This is a genomic window from Streptomyces sp. SID1328 (assembly GCF_009865595.1).
Classification (GTDB): domain Bacteria; phylum Actinomycetota; class Actinomycetes; order Streptomycetales; family Streptomycetaceae; genus Streptomyces; species Streptomyces griseoluteus.
Genome location: NZ_WWKH01000078.1, coordinates 1 through 18,759, shown reverse-complemented (window position 1 = coordinate 18,759; position 18,759 = coordinate 1). Strand labels below are relative to the sequence as shown.

The 18,759-nt window shown below is 68.7% G+C and carries 16 protein-coding genes and 4 pseudogenes; 14 read left to right on the top strand and 6 right to left on the bottom strand.

Features of this window, described 5'->3' with window-relative positions; genetic code table 11:
- Window positions 1–1,162: 1,162 nt before the first annotated feature.
- Complete coding sequence (locus GT030_RS02325; protein ID WP_161199577.1) at window positions 1,163–1,567, bottom strand: MerR family transcriptional regulator; 405 nt, start codon at window positions 1,565–1,567, stop codon at window positions 1,163–1,165.
- Between the two features lie 78 nt (window positions 1,568–1,645).
- On the opposite strand from GT030_RS02325, the gene GT030_RS02320 reads away from it, so the two are divergent.
- Both GT030_RS02320 and GT030_RS02315 read left to right on the top strand, forming a co-directional pair.
- Window positions 1,646–2,830 (top strand): MFS transporter, encoded by a 1,185-nt coding sequence (locus GT030_RS02320; RefSeq protein ID WP_161199576.1) that lies wholly within the window; start codon window positions 1,646–1,648, stop codon window positions 2,828–2,830.
- Window positions 2,831–2,864: 34 nt separating this feature from the next.
- A complete protein-coding gene (locus tag GT030_RS02315; RefSeq protein ID WP_202459590.1) occupies window positions 2,865–3,557 on the top strand; it encodes a hypothetical protein in 693 nt (230 codons plus the stop codon).
- On the opposite strand, the gene GT030_RS02310 is transcribed toward GT030_RS02315, so the two are convergent.
- Complete coding sequence (locus tag GT030_RS02310) at window positions 3,547–4,518, bottom strand: aldo/keto reductase (RefSeq protein WP_161199575.1); 972 nt, start codon at window positions 4,516–4,518, stop codon at window positions 3,547–3,549. The two genes, GT030_RS02315 and GT030_RS02310, sit on opposite strands and share 11 nt — an antisense overlap.
- Before the next feature lie 147 nt (window positions 4,519–4,665).
- Between GT030_RS02310 and GT030_RS02305 the strand changes: the two genes are divergently transcribed.
- The 4 genes from GT030_RS02305 to GT030_RS02290 all read left to right on the top strand — a co-directional run bounded on the left by GT030_RS02305 (window position 4,666) and on the right by GT030_RS02290 (window position 8,225).
- Window positions 4,666–5,271: a TetR/AcrR family transcriptional regulator gene (locus tag GT030_RS02305; protein ID WP_161199574.1), complete on the top strand. Its 606-nt coding sequence runs from the start codon at window positions 4,666–4,668 to the stop codon at window positions 5,269–5,271.
- Window positions 5,272–5,478: 207 nt separating this feature from the next.
- The gene (locus tag GT030_RS02300) at window positions 5,479–5,871 is read left to right on the top strand and encodes an ester cyclase (RefSeq protein ID WP_161199573.1); all 393 of its coding nucleotides are present in this window, start codon (window positions 5,479–5,481) and stop codon (window positions 5,869–5,871) included.
- Window positions 5,864–6,961, top strand: coding sequence for a Gfo/Idh/MocA family oxidoreductase (locus tag GT030_RS02295; protein ID WP_161199572.1), 1,098 nt, complete (start codon window positions 5,864–5,866; stop codon window positions 6,959–6,961). Before GT030_RS02300 ends, GT030_RS02295 begins: the two co-directional genes overlap by 8 nt.
- Before the next feature lie 1,060 nt (window positions 6,962–8,021).
- A complete protein-coding gene (locus tag GT030_RS02290) occupies window positions 8,022–8,225 on the top strand; it encodes a cold-shock protein (protein WP_161199571.1) in 204 nt (67 codons plus the stop codon).
- A 964-nt stretch (window positions 8,226–9,189) separates the two neighbouring features.
- Here the strand turns inward: GT030_RS02290 and GT030_RS02285 are convergent.
- Together GT030_RS02285 and GT030_RS02280 are read right to left on the bottom strand one after the other, a co-directional pair.
- Window positions 9,190–9,657: pseudogene (locus GT030_RS02285) on the bottom strand (phosphotransferase); the annotation flags it as partial.
- Window positions 9,658–9,712: 55 nt separating this feature from the next.
- A complete protein-coding gene (locus GT030_RS02280; RefSeq protein ID WP_161199570.1) occupies window positions 9,713–10,273 on the bottom strand; it encodes a hypothetical protein in 561 nt (186 codons plus the stop codon).
- A gap of 705 nt (window positions 10,274–10,978) precedes the next feature.
- Between GT030_RS02280 and GT030_RS02275 the strand changes: the two genes are divergently transcribed.
- Window positions 10,979–11,713 (top strand): dienelactone hydrolase family protein, encoded by a 735-nt coding sequence (locus GT030_RS02275; protein WP_161199569.1) that lies wholly within the window; start codon window positions 10,979–10,981, stop codon window positions 11,711–11,713.
- A 357-nt stretch (window positions 11,714–12,070) separates the two neighbouring features.
- Here the strand turns inward: GT030_RS02275 and GT030_RS02270 are convergent, their stop codons facing one another.
- Window positions 12,071–12,463, bottom strand: a complete 393-nt coding sequence (locus tag GT030_RS02270) for a hypothetical protein (protein WP_161199568.1) — start codon at window positions 12,461–12,463, stop codon at window positions 12,071–12,073.
- On the opposite strand from GT030_RS02270, the gene GT030_RS02265 reads away from it, so the two are divergent.
- From GT030_RS02265 to GT030_RS02250, 4 genes are all read left to right on the top strand, one after another.
- On the top strand, window positions 12,462–13,280 hold the full coding sequence (locus GT030_RS02265) for an SDR family NAD(P)-dependent oxidoreductase (RefSeq protein WP_161199567.1): 819 nt from the start codon (window positions 12,462–12,464) through the stop codon (window positions 13,278–13,280). The two genes, GT030_RS02270 and GT030_RS02265, sit on opposite strands and share 2 nt — an antisense overlap.
- Before the next feature lie 59 nt (window positions 13,281–13,339).
- Complete coding sequence (locus tag GT030_RS02260; RefSeq protein ID WP_161199566.1) at window positions 13,340–14,296, top strand: SDR family NAD(P)-dependent oxidoreductase; 957 nt, start codon at window positions 13,340–13,342, stop codon at window positions 14,294–14,296.
- A gap of 249 nt (window positions 14,297–14,545) precedes the next feature.
- Entirely contained in the window at window positions 14,546–15,046 is a 501-nt protein-coding gene (locus GT030_RS36100; RefSeq protein ID WP_237522161.1) for a DJ-1/PfpI family protein, read from the top strand.
- Window positions 14,973–15,407, top strand: a complete 435-nt coding sequence (locus tag GT030_RS02250) for a VOC family protein (RefSeq protein ID WP_161199565.1) — start codon at window positions 14,973–14,975, stop codon at window positions 15,405–15,407. Before GT030_RS36100 ends, GT030_RS02250 begins: the two co-directional genes overlap by 74 nt.
- 67 nt (window positions 15,408–15,474) lie before the next feature.
- Here the strand turns inward: GT030_RS02250 and GT030_RS02245 are convergent.
- A pseudogene (locus GT030_RS02245) lies at window positions 15,475–16,238 on the bottom strand (transposase).
- Between the two features lie 255 nt (window positions 16,239–16,493).
- On the opposite strand from GT030_RS02245, the gene GT030_RS02240 reads away from it, so the two are divergent.
- The 3 genes and pseudogenes from GT030_RS02240 to GT030_RS02230 form a co-directional block, all read left to right on the top strand.
- Window positions 16,494–17,987, top strand: coding sequence for an alpha/beta hydrolase (locus tag GT030_RS02240; RefSeq protein ID WP_161199564.1), 1,494 nt, complete (start codon window positions 16,494–16,496; stop codon window positions 17,985–17,987).
- 300 nt (window positions 17,988–18,287) lie between these two features.
- Window positions 18,288–18,464 (top strand): annotated as a pseudogene (locus GT030_RS02235) (lamin tail domain-containing protein); the annotation flags it as partial.
- 113 nt (window positions 18,465–18,577) lie between these two features.
- Window positions 18,578–18,759 (top strand): annotated as a pseudogene (locus GT030_RS02230) (hypothetical protein); the annotation flags it as partial.

Here is an 18,759-nt window from a genome sequence, read left to right as displayed (position 1 = left end):
GCGGCCCGGCCCATCGTGTAGGCGGGGTAATCGTCGTCATCGAGACGGCCGAAGGAGTCGTCAGCTGTCATTGCACCTCTCTGTGGAACGCGTGGAGGGGCCCGAGTGCCGCACTGGCACCCGGGCCCCGAAGGAACTGCTACACCATCTGCCGACCCCAGTCCTGCGTCGGCCTTCTGTTTCCGCCCGCCCGACCTGACTGTGGTCGGGGGCGCGGGGATCGCGGATGCGTGACCGGAGACCACCTCACTGTCGATGTCCTGCGGTACCCGGACTCGCGTGGGGTCCGGGCGATCCTGATGGCGCTTGGCTCCTCCGTTCTTCCCTCGGGATCAATCACTTACCGAACGGGAACTGCGTACTGCTGTTACTGCCAACTGCTTGTACTGCCGGTGTTGCGTCCTGCTGGTGGCCTCTTCCAGCGCCACTTCGGCAGCCAGCCCCGTTGCCCATCCTGCGTCTGCTCTGGCTTAGAACCCCACTGCCGAACCTCCCGGTGCGTGCGCCCGCAGCCGACGCCTTCACCGGGGTACTGCTCGCTGACTTCACTGCTGGGGTACTGCGAACTGGACTTCCTACGGGTACTGCTCACGGCGGCCCCTGATCACTGCGGGCCACCCGGTCCGGTCACCAGTCCCGTCGCCGTCCTGCAACCAACCTGGCTTCGAAACTCCGCCACCGCACCGTCCTACGCACTGCAACTGCGGGTACTACGGTCCTGCTGCCCGGCAGTTCGTCTCTGCCGGGCCCTTCGATCTCTTCGAGCTACGACAGGAACCATAACCACACCGCAGCCCAATGTCTACTCCGGCCAACATAGATTTTCGAGCATTCGACGAGGAAGTAATCGACCTCGGACAGCGACACCGAAAGGCGCAGGAGCCGCCTTCGCCGGGTTGCCCGCCACACGGTGAGCGGCCAGATCCATTTGGGGGCGCCGGTGCGTGACTCACGGCTTGTGCAGACGGCGGTGATCGGCAACGAGCATTCGGACGTGCCGGTGGTTCTGCCCGTAGCGGCCATCGAGCTGGATGCGTTCCGGCGGCGTCATCGCGGTGACTCCTTGTGGTGCGGCGTACTGCTCGGAGGCTGTGGGGCTCATCTAGTTGCTGCGAGTCAGGACGTTGTTGACGGTGGCAGCGCTACTCGGGGCTGGTGGCGGTCATGCCCGTGTGAAGCGGGCTGTTGCGCCGCTTGTCGCGCATTCTGCGACATCGGCGGGCGCGGCGGCGATGACTTTGTCGAGTGCGGCGCGGGAGGTCTGCAGATCGATGATGGCTTTGGTGATCCGCTCGCGCTCTTTGGTCAGGTCGGCGAGGAGGTCGGAGCAGGTCGGCACCAGGCGTTCGCCCTCGTCACGCAGGCAGGGCAGGATCGTCGCGATGGTGGCGGTGTTCAGGCCGGCGGCGAGCAGGCTGCGGATGCGGCGCACGGTGTCCACGTCCGCCTCGCTGTATTCGCGGTAGCCGCTGGGCCGTCGCTCGGGCTGGAGCAGGTGCTGTTCTTCGTAGTAGCGCAGCAACCGTTCGTGTACGCCGGTCTTGCGGGACAGCTCACCGATTCGCACGTCGTCCTCCTCATGGATGTCCCGGGCGGGCAACGCCACTTGACTCTCACACCGATGTGAGACTCTAACTTCCCCGGCATGAGTAGGAACTCTGCCTCGCTCGCGGCCTTGTGCGCGAGCGTCTTCGTTGTCGGTACGTCGGAGTACCTGGTCGCGGGCATGCTGCCCGAGGTCGGCGCGGATCTTCAGGTGTCGCAAAGCACTGCGGGGCAGGCGGTGACCGCCTACGCGCTCGGCGTGGTGATCGGCGGGCCAGCGGTGACCATGCTGACCGCACGGCTGCCCCGCAAGCCCCTGGCACTGGGGCTGATGCTGCTGTTCGCTGCGGGCAGCGCGCTCAGTGCCTTGGCCCCCTCGTTCACGATGTTGCTGGCCGGGCGGGTGGTCTCCTCGCTCAGCCACGCCGCGTTCTTGGCGTTGGCGCTGGTGATGGCCACCAGCGTGGTGCCCGAGCACAAGACCGGCTCGGCGATCGCCACTGTGGCCTCCGGGTTCACCGTCGCTACCTTGCTCGGGGTACCGCTGGGCTCGCTGCTGGGACACGCGGTCGACTGGCGGGCCCCGTTCGCGGTGCTGATCGCGCTGGCCTTGGCCGCCATCGCGCTGTTGGCGCTGGTGCTGCCCAAGCAGCAGGCGTCGTCCGCCGGCCTGCGCGACGAGCTGCGCGTGGTGAGCCGCAAGCCGGTGCTGCTGGCCATCGCCACCACCGCGGTCGGCTTCTCGGGCGTCGCGGTTGTCTTCACCTACATCGCGCCGCTGCTCATCAGCATCGCCGGCTTCTCCCCGGCCGGCGTCTCCGCTCTGCTGTTCGCCTACGGTGCCGGCAGCTTCCTGGGCAACCTGGCCGCCGGCAAGCTGACCGACAGGTCCATGTCCGCCACCGTGCGCGCGGTGTTCGGCGGCTTGACCGGCGTGCTGGTGGCCATGCCGTTTGCCGCTGCCTGGCAGCCCACCGCCATTCTCGCGGTCCTGGCCCTGGGCCTGCTGGCCACCGCCACCATCGCCCCGCTGCAGGGCCTGATCGTGCGCCACGCCGGCTCCGCCCCGACGTTGGCCGTCGCGGTCAACGTGGGTGCCTTCAACCTCGGCGCCGCCGCCGGCTCTGCTCTCGGCGGGGTCATCGTCGCCGCCGGCGCTCTGCGCTGGACCGGCCTGGCCGGGGCCGTACTCAGTCTCAGCGGTCTGGCCCTGACCTACCTGGTCCTGCCCCGAACCGGGACCGCGCAGCACACCGGCAATGCCCCAGTGGGCACCGCTGTTTGATTCCCCCACCCTGCCTGGAAGGTCCCTTCTGACCATGCGCGCTGTCCAGATCGACCGCCACGGCGGTCCCGACGTCCTGGCCCTCCGCGAGGTTGCCGCACCCGAACCCGCCCCCAGTGAAGTCCTCATCCGCACCGCGGCCGGCAGCCTCAACCCCGTGGACTGGAAGACCCGCGCCTGGGAGGTCGGCCCGCCGCTGCCGGCGACGCTCGGCTGGGACATCTCCGGCCGGGTCGTCGCGAGCAACGACCCCGCCCACGAGGTGGGCGCCCACGTGATCGCCATGTCCGCGCAGATCGCCACCGGCCGCGGCACCTGGGCGGAGCTGGTCGCCCTGCCCGGCCACCTGCTCGCACCCGCACCGGCCACTGTGCCGTTGGCGGACGCGGCGGCCCTTCCGCTGGCCGGGACGACCGCCTTGCAGGCCCTGCGCGCCACGGAGTTGAGCGTCGGCGAGCGCATTCTGGCCGTCGGTGCCGCCGGGGCGGTCGGCGGCCTGGTTGTCCAACTCGCCCGCTTGATCGGCGCCCACGTCGATGCCCTGGTCTCCCGGCCCGGCCATGAGCAGGCAGCGACGGAACTCGGTGCGGAGCGGGCCTGGCACCGCCCGCAGGACCTGCCCCGCGTGCTCCGCCTTGCTCAGCTTCTGCAGCTCTCGCATCTCGCCCGCAACGGTCCCAGCTTCCCGCACACCGTCACCTCAAGGCCCAGCTCGATCAGCGGTTGATGGCAGCCAGGTTGTCCGCGTCGTAGCGCTCGCCGGATGCCCGGGGCAAGTCGTTCAGCCGCGCGACGTGGCGGGCAGTGAGCTCGATGTGGTCGGCGGCGGCGTTCTCCTCCAGCCGGGCGACTCGCTTGGTGCCGGGGATGGGCGCGATGTCGTCTCCCTGGGCGAGCAACCAGGCCAAGGAGACCTGCGCGGGCGTGGTGCCGATCTCGGCGGCTACGGCCCGGACCTCGTCGACGATTCGCAGGTTGCGTTCCAGGTTGCCGTCGGCAAAGCGGCGGTTGGTACGGCGCCAGTCGTCGCCGTCAAGATCGTTCAGGGAGCGGATGCTGCCGGTCAGGAAGCCGCGGCCGAGCGGGGAGTAGGGCACGAAGCCGATACCCAGTTCGCGCAGGACAGGAAGGGTCTCGGCCTCGGGGTCACGGGTCCACAGGGAGTATTCCGATTGGACCGCGCTGACCGGATGCACGGCGTGCGCGCGGCGGATCGTGGCGGGGCCGGCCTCCGACAGGCCGATGTGGCGGATCTTGCCTTCGGCCACCAGTTCGGCCAGCGCGCCAACGCTCTCTTCGATGGGCGTGCCGGGGTCCACCCGGTGCTGGTAGTAGAGGTCGATGTAGTCGGTACCCAGGCGCTTCAGTGATCCCTCCACGGCCAGGCGGATGTTGGCAGGGGTGCTGTCCGGAGACGTGCCACCGGTGTGGGAGATCAGTCCGAACTTGGTCGCCAGCACGACCTCGTCTCGGCGCCCCTGCAAGGCCCGGCCGACCAGCTCCTCGTTGATGTAGGGGCCGTACCCCTCAGCGGTGTCGAGATGGGTGACCCCGAGGTCCAGAGCGCGGTGGATCGTGCGGATCGACTCGTCGTCGAACTGGCCGGCGCCGGTGTAGAACGCCGACATTCCCATGGCTCCGAGACCGATGCGCGAGACCTCGAGGCTGCCGAGCGACACGGTTTTCATGGCGGGGACTTCCCTTCCGATCAATCAGTACCGGGCGGTGCAGAACGCTAGCACATCAAGACCGATTGGTACTGAACTGCTTTCGCCACCTTACGCGAGTGAAAGGGCTGGCCAGCGGGGATCTGTACCGGGTGGTACGCTTGTAGGATGGGCGACTCCCGTAGGGCCGTCATGGGCCGGCCTCGAGAATTTGACATCGACCAGGCGCTGGAACGTGCGATGCAGGTGTTCTGGGCCCGCGGGTACGAAGGTGCAAGCCTCGCTGAACTGACCGGCGCCATGGGGATCACCAAGACGAGCATGTACGCCGCCTTCGGCAACAAGGAGCAGTTGTTCCGCAAGGCCCTCCAGCGCTACGGCGCGGGGCCGGCCGCCTACGCCACGCGCGCCTTGGAGGAGCCCACCGCACGGGCCGTGGCCTCGGCGTTCCTCCGCGGAGCGGTCCGGACCACGACCCCTCCCGGCGGCCCCTCCGGGTGCCTGACCGTGCAGGGTGCGCTGGCGTCGAGCGACGGGAGCCGGGCCGTCCACGACCTGCTTGTCGACTGGCGCAACGATGCGGGGGTGCGCCTCGAGGAGCGCTTCCGGCGCGCTGTCAACGAGGGTGATCTTCCGCGCGACGCCGACCCTCGGCGTCTTGCCCGGTTCATCATGACGATGGGTTTCGGCATCGCAGTGCAGGCCGCCAACGGCCTCGGTGCTGCTGAGCTCGATGAGATCGTCGAGACGGCGTTGCTCGGCTGGCCTGCATAGCGGCTGCACCCCTTCCCCTTCGCTCGCCCGGTGCGACCATCTCCGCGCACGAGGGCCGTGACGGCACGGCAAAACTTCGGTACCGTCCGGGACAGAAGTTTGGGGCAGTGGTTCCTCCCCTGCCGACGATCACCGCGACGAAACAGTCAAGGGCCGTCGCGAAACATCGAGCATGACCTCAGCTCCGGGGGGTCGAAGAAGGGGATCATGGCCGGCACCGATCTGCGCCAGTTCTACCTGCGCTACATCGGGGCGCTCAACGCCCACGAGATCTCCCGCATGGACGAGTTCATCAACGACGAGACCACACTGAACGGCGAGCCGGGCACTCGGGACCAGGTCATCGCTGTGCTGAACGACGCCCTCGACGCGGTCCCGGACTTCCACTGGGAGCCCCGGGAGACCGCGGTCGATGGTGATCGCCTGGCCGCCCGTCTGACCAACACGGGCACGCCCGTCAAGGAGTGGCTCGGCGTGGCTCCCACCGGCGCCTCGTTCGAGATCGTCGAGTACGCCATCTATCAGGTTCGTGACGGGCGGTTCGTGCACATGACGGCCCTGCACGACGCCGAGACCCTAAGGCGGCAGCTCGGTGCCTGACCTCCGTAAGCCGATCGGCGTCGGTATCGTCGGCCTGAGCGCCACGGGGGGCTGGGCGGCCGGGGCTCACCTGCCCGCGCTGAGGGCCGTCGACGGGATCGAGCTACGCGCGCTGGCGGCGAGCTCCGAAGCCTCGGCCCGGGCCGCAGGAGCGGCGTACGGCGTACCCGCGTACACGTCGGTCGAGCAGCTCGCCGGCGACGAGAACGTCGACCTCGTTGTCGTCGCGGTCAAAGTGCCCGAGCATCGCGGACTCGTGTTGCCCGTCCTCAAGGCGGGAGTGCCGGTGCTCTCCGAGTGGCCGCTCGCCGTCGACCTGCGCGAGGCCGAGGAGATGCAGCGTGCCGCCGGGACGACGCGCACCTTCGTCGGTCTTCAGGGACGCTCCTCGCCTGCCTTCCGCTGGCTGGCCGACCTCGTGTCCGAAGGATTCGTGGGGGAAGTGCTCTCTGCCACCGTCGTGGCGTCTTCGACCGAATGGGGCACTCCGGTGTCTGCGAATATGGTCTACACGCTCGACCGCAAGCTCGGGGCCACGATGCTGACCATTGCGTTCGGACACGCGATCGACCTGGTGTCGATGGTCGTCGGCGAGCTTCAGGAAGTGGTCGCTACGACCGCGACTCAGCGCCACCAGGTTCCCCTCGGGTGTACCGGGCAGGTCGTTCCGATGACCGCCGAGGACCAGATCGCGGTCTCGGGCACCGTGGCTGGCGGGGCGATCCTGTCCGTCCACCATCGTGGAGGCGCGGCATCGGATGCAGGGTTCTCTCTGATCATCGACGGCACGGAGGGGAGACTCGAGATTACCGCCGCCGAGTTCCCGCACATCGGTCCGGTCACGGTGCGTGGCACACGCGGCGGCGGTCGGCCTACGAAGATCACGCTGCCCAGCGGTTACGACGACTATCCCGGCCTGGCCGAAACAGTGAATCACACGCTGGCGCACGCCTACGCCGCGATTCGGGACGACCTCACCCACGGAACGGCTGTCGCCCCGGACTTTACCCACGCCGTCAAGCGCCACCGACTCCTTGACGCGATCGCACGGTCCGCCGCCACAGGCCAGCGAAAAGCCATCCATCCTTAGGCGCGCGGCCCGCCGATTTCGCCACTGTCCGACATCACTTCGCCGCATCAGCCCCTGCCATGTGGGCCGGCATACTCGGCCGCACGCTGACCGATCGAAAGCGGACACCAGCGAGCGCGGCGTGCGGCGCTGCAGAACCCGACATCGGCCCGGCGACACGTCAGGCGATTTTCACCATGACCACCCGCCGACGACCAGCGCCCCCGGCGACCGGCGCCCACGTCCGCCACTCACGCACGGTGCCCGGATCGGTCGTCGACAGGCAACCCACGGGGCCGACAGCCAGCAGGCGGCGAGCACGGACTCCAGCGCGGCCCTGCGTCGGCGATACGGCCATCCAGTCGTGTCGTTCCCGGACAGCCGCAGCAGATCGACCGCGACGAAGTGGGCCAGCCACTCTTCAGCCGCCCTAGCCGCCCCGCCGCCGTGCCGGTGAAGCCGGTTCTGCAGCTGCTCGAAGACGAGCCGTCCCGCGACGCCCCATACGACCGCTCGCGTGGTCGGCTGGGTTCGAGCAGAGTCCTGGATCGGGTGAGTTGACCGATGACGGGGCATGGAAGAGGGGCCTCTTGGTAGCTCGCGGTTGTCGAGTCCAGCGAGAATCAAGAGGCCCCGTTGTCGAAGTGTCGCGTGGTCGCGGTTGCCGGGTCCAGTTCGTCCACTCCTGCGTGTGCCTGCCTCGCCCCCAGGTTCGGGAACGCGTGCGATCAGCCGGATCGCCGGCCTCGATACAGCTCTGACATGTGATCAGCGGCGGCCGCAGCCTTCCCGCGCTCCGCAGCACCCGTTCTGGTGCACCTGCCGCATCCTGGGCACAACCTGTCTTTGGCCGCCAGGTCGCGCCGCTGATCCGCATGGGTTGTGCTCCTGTCGACAGCGTTCTGTGGTGAGTGTGGGACTGCGGGTGTACCGTCAGGGCTAGCTGTCATGGTTCCGAAGTACCGGTCGCCCGTGGGCAATTGCACGGGCGATTCTGCTGTTCACAGTCTCTGAGGACCAGGGCGATCACCTCCGGTTCCCGCACGGTGCGGGAACCGACGTCTACTCCCCGGAGGACGAAATGGCCAGCGGAACCGTCAAGTGGTTCAACGCCGAAAAGGGCTTCGGCTTCATCCAGCAGGACGGCGGAGGCCCCGATGTCTTCGCTCACTACTCCAACATCAACAGCAACGGCTTCCGTGAGCTCCAGGAAGGCCAGAAGGTGACTTTCGATGTCACCCAGGGCCAGAAGGGCCCCCAGGCGGAGAACATCACCGCTGCCTGAGCCAGCACCCGCACTGCGCCCGCCCGCGACACTCGCCGGGCGGGCGTGGTGCGTCTCAGACACGGCGGAAGCCAGATGAACTGGAAGTTGCCCTGGACGCGCTCACAGAATCAGACGCACCCGGCGATACCCGCTGGTGGCCCCATCCGCCTCAACGAGCAAGGTGAAGTGTGGCGCGTCCCGAACGCCCCGACTCGGCCTTACGCGCCGAACCGCAGAGGAGATTACCGCGGCTGACCCGTTCCATCGGCGGGCGAAGCGCCCCGTCCCGCTCGGTCAGGACTCGGGATGTGCGGCCGCTTTCAGTGTCCAGCCGCTACCAGTGCACGCGTCGGGAAGGGGCGGAAACCGGTGGCCCTTCACGTCGGTGCTGTACGCGTGGTGCTGCGCACAGTCGCACTCGTAGATCCCCGACTCGGAGACGATCTCCCCGGGGTGATGGGCCTTTGGAGTATCGCTGCTCATATATCCGGTCTACGGGCCAGCGCGGTCTTCCGCGACTCGGGACGCTGAGCAGGAGCCCTCCCCCTGGGGCCTCGCCAGCTCTGCCTGGTTTCCGGCCTTGGACGGACGAGCGAGTGCGGACTGTCCCGTGCCGCCCTTTCTCGGCCACCGACGACTGTGTCGGCAAGGACCTGTCGAATGCATCGGTTCAAGCAGCACCCGAGGCCGCGCAAGCCGGAACGAACCCCAACATGACATGGCCGACACGGCCGGACGGCACGGAGCAGACGGAACCGGCCTGCTGCGGCTCGATCGCCTCGACCCTCCACTCGACCCCGTTCAGCACAAGACGGCCGCCGACGGTGAGATCGCGGAGCATGCCGCCGGCCGCCACGGCCGCCGCCATGGTGAGGCACCGAGCCAGACCAGCGAGCCGTCGTTCAGGGGAGAGCCCAGGTCTGTGGCCAGCCGCCGATGCCAGAGCAGATGCGTCGCGTGCGCGCGGGCGACCACCGACGTCGGGGACGACGGCATGGAAGAAGTGGTCGAAGCCGTCCGTGCACTTCTTGGGATGGTCGCCGCGGTCCTCACTGATCGGCGCGTCAGCAGGGGCTGCCAGGTGGAGCGCCCTGAGGAAGGCCGCCAGGGTGTCGGCCGCGTGGTCGCCGCGGCTGATCGAGATGTAGTCCAGTGGCTCGCCCGGAACCCACGTCATGACGGTCCAAGGCTTCGGGAAGCGCGCCGACGGTTCACCGATCCGTACAGGGTTCGGGATCGGAAGCGGCAGGCGCGGAGCCAGAACCGGCAGCCACCGACACTCCTTGCGCTGAAGATCCGGGGCGCGTTCTGTGCGCGGCATGCGCACGGCCAACTCGTTCCCAAGGCGCCACTGCTGGTGGTCCCACCCGCCGGCTACCTCACGGATGGCCAGCCCTGCAAAGTCCGGATGCTGCTCCTGAAGTAGTTCGTGGACCAGGTCTGCGGTGATCGTGTCGTGCTTGTGACTGAGCGGTCTACTTGGCCAGTACGGACAACTACGATGCTCAGCTTCCGCCCTGCCCTGTACGACCCAGCACGGCCCGGAACCGCTCCCGTCCCGCTGTCACGCTGACCTCCCGAAGACCAGCGGCGTCGCCGGTCGCCGAGCGGGACTGAAGCCGCTGCTCCTCGGCACTGAAGCCGGCACCAGCGAGGTTCTGGTCCAGCATTCCCATCGCGGTGAGCGCCGCGTGGCCACAGGCCTCCGCATCACGGGGATCTCCGGTGCCGTGGGCCAACAGGGCATACCGCAAGGCGAGGGCGCCGAAGAAGGCGTAGGTGTCAGCGACACCGGTGATCCCCTCCTCGCTCGGCTGAAGTTCGGGGAACCGCTCCAGCACGCTTACTCGCTCAGCAGCATCGGCCAGCGGCTGGCCTGTGTGCCAGAGGTCGCGTACCGACCGCACGCAAAAGTCCAGGTCGGCCTCCCGCCCTGGCACCCCCGCCCGCAGCCCTATGAACAGCGGCGCCATGCGCTCGGCGCAGGCGGCTACGTACAGACGGATCACCTCGTCGCCGCTGTCGCGCAGTGCCTCCGTGACAGTCCCCTCCACCAGCGTTTGCATGTCCCACCCGCTTCTTTCGTCAGCCCGTAGTGGCTGGCTTCTATCGCGCGTTCGCCAACGTGCGTGCCGACCTCTCCAACCTGGGCATCGTCGCAAACCACTGTCCTGTGCTGAGCGTGCCCCCGGCCTCCGCAAGGAAATCAACGCAAGCCAGGGGGTGCTCCTGTCGCGTTACGGGGCACCTAGAACGGTCAGGTGGGCCAAGTAGACCGCTAGAGGGCCAACTACGGCGCTAAGTCACACTGTGACTGAGTGTTGTAATTGGCCCGTGTGGACAACTGGTGGTGAGCATGGGGGATCGGCCGCCGCCGATGGTGGTGCGCACGCCGTGCAGGGCGATCGCCCGGAGCTGGAGCAGGGCGGCCAGTTCGCGCGGGTGGTGAGGACCATGTAGAAGCAAGATCGGTATCGCTGTCACGGGCACGGCGTCGACCGGGTTCAGGATCAGAGGTACTGACCGAGATCCGCGAACAGCACTGTGTACTTGAGGGGCTGGCATCGATCCTGTCCGGTGGGCTACGTTGTGCGGCGATGACTACCGGGACGGCATTGCGCCACACACGGATTGGTGACCCGGCGCTCCTCTGAGCGCCGTACGGGCCGGTGCTGGCCCGCTGTCGGGTCGAGGATCTGGCGCTGCTGCGCGGGCTCCGCCTCCTGTCGTGTTGATCACAACTCGACACGTCAACCACGACAGGAGAACTCATGCCCATCAAGACGCTGCACATTCCCACCGCGGAAGGCCAGGCCGACGCTTTCGCCGCCTTCCCCGACGGTGGGGAGCGGCACCCAGGGGTGCTGATGTACGCGGACGGCTTCGGTATCCGGCCCGTCCTGCGGGAGATGGCCCGCGAACTGGCCAGGCACGGGTACTACGTGCTCGTCCCCAACCTCTTCTACCGACACGGCCCGGCACCGGTGATCGAACTTCCCGAGCACATCGGAGAAGAGGTCCGACCCGCGCTCATGGCACAGGTGATGCCTTTGATCGAGGCACACACCGCCGAACGTGTCCTGAGCGACGCCGACGCCTATCTCAGCTTCCTCACCACCCGGCCCGAGGTCGGCGCCGGACCGGTCGCGGTGACCGGCTACTGCATAGGCGGCCTCCTGGCGATGCGCACCGCCGCGGCCCACCCCGGCCAAGTGGCCGCCCTCGCCGCATTCCACGGCCCCGTAAGCGTCGACGGACCCGACCTCTTCGCCAAGCTCACCGCCCAGGTCCACCTCGGCCACGCCGAAGGCGACATGGCGCCCGAGGCCCTCCGTGAGCTCAACCAGGCCCTGGACGCCGCGAAGGTCGACTACTCCTCCGAGATCTACCCCGGCACCGTCCACGGCTTCACCATGTCCGACACCGACGCCTTCAACCCCGCCGCGCTGCAGCGCCACTGGGACAGTCTGCTCCCCCTCCTCGACCGCACCCTGGCCAACATCTGAGGCTCCGGCTCGGGAGCAAAACCCAGTACATGGGTCCGGAGTCCTAGCGATCTTTCGAAGCCTGTGTGAGGGCGGGCGCGGCCCGCCCTCACTGGGGAGCCATTGATAGATGGCGGCGCTGCGGATGCGCTCGCTTCGCTGGTTGGGCTGACGCGTTCGTGACGGCGGTAGGAGGATCGGCACGGCTCCGCGGCTTCGGCGTCTCCCAGAGACGCTGGTGACCGCCAATGCCAACACGATCAGTCCCGTTGCGCTTCGCGGGAGGTCGGCTGTCCGCTTATGCGGGAACTTCGGCGGGTGACTCGCCTGGTCATAAGGGTGATCGCGGCCCAGGTCCACCGGGTCTCTGGCCGGCCGTCAGCTCTCGGCCGTACCGGGGCCCGTCTGGCGCAGGCAGCGCTCCAGGCGCCGTACGAATCCGTCGAAGGACTCGTCCGCGGGCCAGGTCTCGTACGCCGTGAGGGTGGCGGCCACCGCGATGTTCAGCTGCAGGGTTGCGGTGAGCTCGTCGGACCCTGCCGCCCCCGCCGATCCGTCGGGCCCGGTGGTCCGGGACGCCACCCAGCTCCTGAGGTCGGAGAAGAACTGCTCGCCGAAGTTCTGCGCCGACTGGGCGAAGGCAGGTGACTGCGCCTTGAGGCGGCGCAGCAGCGGCATGCCGTCGCGCAGGCTCTCGCAGAACCCTGTGAGGATTACGGTCAGGGAGTCCCAGAGCGGCTCGTCGGCGGGGCGGTCGCGCATTGAAGTCATGAGCAAGGTCTGGTTCATCACCGGTACGTCCCGCGGTCTGGGTCGCGCGTTCGCCGAGTCCGCGCTCGAGCGCGGGGACAAGGTCGCCGCGACCGCCCGGAACACGGCCGCACTGGACGACCTGGTCACCAAGTACGGCGAAGCCGCGGTCCTTCCACTGGCGCTCGACGTCACCGACAAGGCCGCCGTCACCGCCGTGGTGGCCGCCGCGCACGAGAAGTTCGGCCGCCTCGACGTCGTGGTCAACAACGCCGGCTACGGCATGTTCGGCATGATCGAGGAAATCACCGAGCAGCAGCTGCGCGACCAGATGGAGACAAACCTGTTCGGTGCCTTCTGGGTCACCCAGGCCGTCCTGCCGATCCTGCGCGCGCAGGGCAGCGGCCACATCGTGCAGATATCCTCCGTCGGCGGCGTCGCCGCGTTCCCCTCCCTCGGCGCGTACCACGCCTCCAAGTGGGCCCTCGAAGGCTTCAGCGAGGCCCTCGCCCAGGAGGTCGGCGGCGCCGGAATCAAGGTCACCGTCGTCGAACCCGGCGGCTTCAGCACCGACTGGGCCGGCTCCTCCGCCACCCAGGCCGTCCCCAACCCCGCCTACGACCAGGTCCGCACGGCCATCACGGCCCGCCTGGGCAACGCCCGGTACGCCGACCCTGCCGACGCCGCCACCGCCCTGCTGCAGATCGTCGACCACGAGAACCCACCGCTGCGCGTGCTCTTCGGCACCGAACCCATCGAGATCATCGAACCCCTCTACACCCAGCGACTGCAGACCTGGACCGACTGGCAGCACGTCTCCCGAACCGCCCAGGGCTGACCGGGCCGGCACGCTCCACGCATTCCCCCCCCACACGAACTCGTCAGGAGTCCTCTCTCATGTCCGCATCCAAGAAGTCCCACGCCTTCGGAGCCACCTCGACCGCCGCCGAGGTGCTCGACGGAGTGGATCTGCGCGGCCGCCGCGCCGTGGTCACCGGTGCCGGTTCCGGTATCGGCGTGGAGACGGTCCGCGCGCTCGCCGCGGCGGGCGCCGACGTCACCCTGGCCGTACGCGACCCCGATGCGGGCGCCGCCGTGGCGGCCCGTCTGCGGGACGAGCTACCGTCCTCCGCCGGGACGCTGTCGGTGGCCCGGATCGAGCTGTCCGACCTGGCGTCGGTCGCGGCGTTCACCGCGGCCTGGAGCGGCCCGCTGCACATCCTGGTCAACAACGCCGGCGTGATGTCCCCGCCGCAGATCACCCGTACCCCCGAGGGCCGGGAGTGGCAGTTCGGCGTCAACCACCTGGGCCACTTCGCGTTGGCCACCGGCCTGCGCCCCGCACTCGCCGCCGCCGACGGCGCCCGCGTGGTCGCCGTCAGCTCGATCGGCCACCTCTTCTCCCCGGTCGCCTTTGACGACCTGGACTACCGCTACCGCCCCTACGACCCTTGGACGTCCTACGGCCAGTCCAAGACCGCCACCGCCCTGTTCGCCGTCGGCGCCGCCGAACGCTGGGCCGACTACGGGATCACCGCCAACGCCGTGATGCCCGGCAACATCGCCGCCACCGGCCTGGCCCGCAACACCGACATGGACGCCGTGGCCGGGATGCTCGCCGCCGGCGAACTCGTCCTGCCCCCGGGCAAGACCGTCGAACAGGGCGCCGCCACCACCGTCCTGATGGCCGCCTCACCCACCGTGGCCGCCGTCACCGGCCTCTACTACGAGGACTGCGCCGAGGCCCAGCCCGTCACCGAACGCGCCGGCGCCGTCGCCGGCGTCGCCCCCTACGCACTCGACCGCGACAACGCGGCACGCCTATGGACCGCATCCGAGGCGTTCCTCCGCTAGCCCGGCGCGCGGCAGGACAGCAGGCAAGGGCAAACATGCTGGTGCCAGGCATGGTCGGCGTCGGGCACTGACAGTCTCCTCCTCTCCTCCAGTCCGCACAGCAGACCCGCACGCCCCCACGCATGAAGCGGCACGTGGCCTCCCACCATCAAGCCTGGGGCGGACGCGCGTAGGAATGCTGCACGAACCACCGTCTACAGCGCGTGCAGGCGCTGCTTCCCGTTCGGATCGCACTACTCGAGGGACGATATGCCCGCGCTAGACGTTCTGCTGTATCCCGGCGGTCGGGGAACCCGGCCTCGGCTCAACGACAGCCAGCACCTGGAGTGGGTCCGCCGCCAGCGCCGGTCGGTTCCGGTCATGACGAGCGTGTGCAACGGCTCGCTGGTCTTCGCCGCAGCCGGCCTATTGACCGGGCGTCCGGCGACCACCCATTGGGGGGCGCTGGAACGGCTCAGGGAATTCGACTCGACAATCGACGTCCGGCCCGACGAGCGGTTCGGTGGGCCTGTGCCACGCAGCTACGCGCCACGGTGGCGTCCTTCTCGTGGCCTCTTCGGTTTGATCGCCTGGTGTCCGATCCGGACCAGGTTTCGGAGGGGATGGGTCGACATCTCGACGGCATGGGGATCCACCTGGGAAAAGGGCAGCGGGGCACCCTTGGTAGGGTGCGCCGATGTCAACGATCAAGCAGTTCCAAGTGACCTTCGACTGCGCGGAACCTGCGCGCCTCGCCGCCTTCTGGTGTGAGGTACTGGGGTACGTCGTACCGACGGTCCCGGAGGGCTTTGCCACGTGGGAGGAGTACCACCGCTCGCTGCCGCCCGAGGAGCAGGCGATCTACTTCGCGTGCACTGATCCCTCGGGCGTGGGTCCGCGCCTGCTCTTCCAGCGAGTTCCCGAAGGCAAGGTCGTCAAGAACCGGCTGCATCTCGATGTGCGGGCCGGTATCGGGCTCGTGGGTGAGCAGCGCCTTGCCACACTTGAGGCCGAGTGCACACGACTGGTCGCGCTCGGTGCGGTACATGTGCGAACGATGCGTGCCGACGGCGAGAACGAGTCCTGCATTGTGATGCAGGACCTTGAGGGCAACGAGTTCTGCCTCGACTGAGTCCCTCCGAGACTGCGAGGCGCAGAGCCGTCTCCGGTGGGCCTCTCAGATCCCGCATGCGGCGCGGTCATCCCGTGAGAGCGAGGTTGTGTAGGGGGGCGACGCCGTGCATTGCATGGCGCACGCCGTCGCCTCTCAGGCGGCAGTCGCGCATGATCTTCCACGCCTTCATACGGGCGAAGGCATGCTCGACGCGGGCGCGAACCTGCTTGTGGGACTTGTTGTGGGCCTTTTTCCAGTCAGGGAGATCCTCTCCCTTGCGGCGGCGGTGCGGTATCACGGGCCCGGTTCCTGGGTAGCCGCCATCGGCGATGGTCACCGTGTTGCCGACGGCGTCCTTGGCGCCTGACTCCGCCCAGGCCCGGCAGTCGTTGCGATTGCCCGGCAGAGGCCGGCCGACCGCCACGACCAGGCGGGTGTCGGCGTCGATGACTACCTGGTGGTTGGTGGAATAGCGGTACTTCTTCGACTGCTTGGCGACCTTGTGGTCACGTGTGGGCACCAGGGTGCCATCCACGATCAGCACTGCGTCCTTGGCGAACCGCTGGCGGGGATGCAGCGCGAGCCTCGGCCCGATGTCGTCGATCACTCGGTCCGCGGCCGACTTCGACACCCCGAACAGCGGGGCCAGTGCATCGTCAAGTTCGTCCGCCTGTACGCGGCGACCAGCAGCACCCGATCCTCCAGCGGCAGCTTCCACGACCGTCCCCGGGCTGGGGCATCGGCACCCTCACGACGCAGATGTGTCACCAACTTACTGAAGGAGCGCGGGCTCAGCCCGGTAAACGGGGCTATCCAGGACGACTCGGATGCCGTGATCACACCTGACACGGTCAAGATCATCGCAGGGCAAGATTACGGGACAGCCCTTAGGGTGCGTATAAAGTCGTGATCAACCGGTGGTCCGGGGGAGACCCTTGATCCAGATCATCGAGGCACGCAGGCGGAGCCCGGCCCTCGATTCATCCGCTGCCGAGAGCGGCGGACGGACTTCATGACGGCCTCTCGGCAAACAAGTAAGCCCCCTTATCAGCAGGGGGGTTCACCGGATGTGAGCGGACCACCGAATCCGCGAGGCTCGTCCGCATGAAGCAGAGCAGAAGTTCACGAGCCGCCTGGCTCACCGTCTCCGCGGCGCTCCTCGGCCTCGCTACTCCGCTGAGCGTCTCCCCTCCCGCGACAGCGGCACCCCTGTCCCCCGCCCTCCACTGGACCCGGTGCGCGGGCGACGGGCTCGATGCGCGTCAGCAGTGCGCCTCGCTGAAGGTGCCGATGGACTACGCCGACCCTGGCGGCCGCACGATCGACATCGCCGTTTCCCGGATTCCCGCCGCGAAGCCGGACACCCGGCGCGGGGCACTGCTGCTGATTCCGGGCGGGCCGGGCAACACAAGCCTCGCCGACCCCTCCGGGAAGGGGCAGAAGCTGCCGCAGGCCGTGCGGGACCAGTACGACCTGATCGGCTTCGCGCCGCGTGGGCTCGCTCCGTCCACCACCGTCAGCTGCGCCCTCCGGCACACCGACCTCGCCACGTCGACGTTGCGTCCCTGGCCGGCCCCGGACGGTTCGATCACCGGGAACGTGGCCACCGCCCGCCGGCTGTCGCAGGCCTGTGCGCGCAACGGGGGCGAGCTGATCCGGCACATCAGCACTCTTGACGAGGTCCACGACATCGACCGCATCCGCGCCGCGCTCGGCGAACACCGGCTCGCCGCCTGGGGCGTCTCGTACGGCACGTACGTGGGCGCTGTCTACAGCCAGCGGTTCCCGCAGCACACCGACCGCATCGTGCTGGACAGCAACGACGATCCGGATCCCGCCCTGGTCGAGCGCGGCTGGCTGCACGCGTATGAGCGCGGGGTGGAGGACACCTTCGCGGAGTTCGCCCGGTGGGCCGCGACCGCCGCCAATCCCGACCGGGTCGCGGCGACCGCCGACGAGGTACGGCCGCTGTTCCTACGTCTCGCCGCCCGCCTCGACCGGGCACCGCTCCCCTGGCCGGGCGCCAACCCCCCGGAGCTGAACGGCAACGTGCTGCGCCAGACCATGCTCGACAGCCTCTACGCACCCAGCCGCTTCCCCGCCCTGGCCAAGCTGATGCTGGCCGCCCGGCACGGCACGGTGCCTCCCGCGCCGCAACAGCCGCCGGACCAGGCGCTGCAGAACCTCGCCGCGGTCAGCATCGGCACGATCTGCAACGACGTGGCCTGGCCGACATCGACGGCCGACTATCGCAAGGCCGTCGCCGACAGCCGCCGCCTGCATCCGCTCACCGCAGGAATGCCCCGCAACGCGATGGTCTGCGCCGCCTGGCCGTACCCGCCGCGGCGGTCCCCGGTACGGGTCACCGGACAAGGCCCGTCCGACATCCTGCTCGTGCAGAACGCCCGTGATGTGGCCACTCCGCTCAGCGGCGCCCGGAGACTCCGCCAGGCCCTCGGCACACGCGCCGTCATGGTCACCGTCGACTCCACCGGCCACAACGCCTACCTCGCCAATGGCAACGCCTGCGGCGACCGCACCGTCTCCCGCTTCCTGGCCACCGGTCAGCGACCCGACGGGGACGTGTACTGCCGCTAGAGGCGCTCAACGAGTCGTGATCAATGGGGGGTCCGGGTGAGTTCCTTGATCCAGATCCTCGAGGCGCGCAGGTGGAGGCCGGCGAGGTAGCTGTCCGGGGTCTTGTCGTTGCACGATCCGCGGCGGCTGAGGTAAGGCGGGGCGCCCCATACGGGGCCGGCCCGCTGCCGTCAACTGCCTCTGGCCCGAACACTGATGAAGTCGACCGCCCACCGCGATCGGTCAAGCTCGTCCCAGGCGCCGAGTTCGGCCAGGACGAGGCGGTGGCGAGGCATGGCCGTCGCCTGCGACCGGGATGCGGGCCGTGCAACGGTCCGCATCCACAAGGGTATGGGCCGCGACACCCGCACCGACCTCTTCCAGGACCGTCGGGCCTACGTGTGGAACAACGACCACGACACCGCGACCCTGCGCAATGACCATGGCCGCTTCGTCGATGACGCCTCCTGGGGCCACCACGGCGGACACCGCCACTGACGTGAAACGACCGGCCGGCGCTCCAGTAGGGGCTGGTCGGTTGACGCACTTTTCCCGGCCGCAGTGGTGCGGTTACGCGGCTGCTGCCATGCCCCGGCCCCTGGAGGAATCACATGCCCGCTGTCACGCAGGCGGCCTTCACCGTCGGCGACGTCACCTATCAGCTCACCGCCGACACCGTCCGGGCCGCCGCCGCCCGCCTGGCGCCCGGCGATTCAGCCGATCCCCATCCCAACCGCAGCTGGTACGGCCTCGTCGGCACCCACCTGTACTACGTGGTCGACCTGGTCGAAGA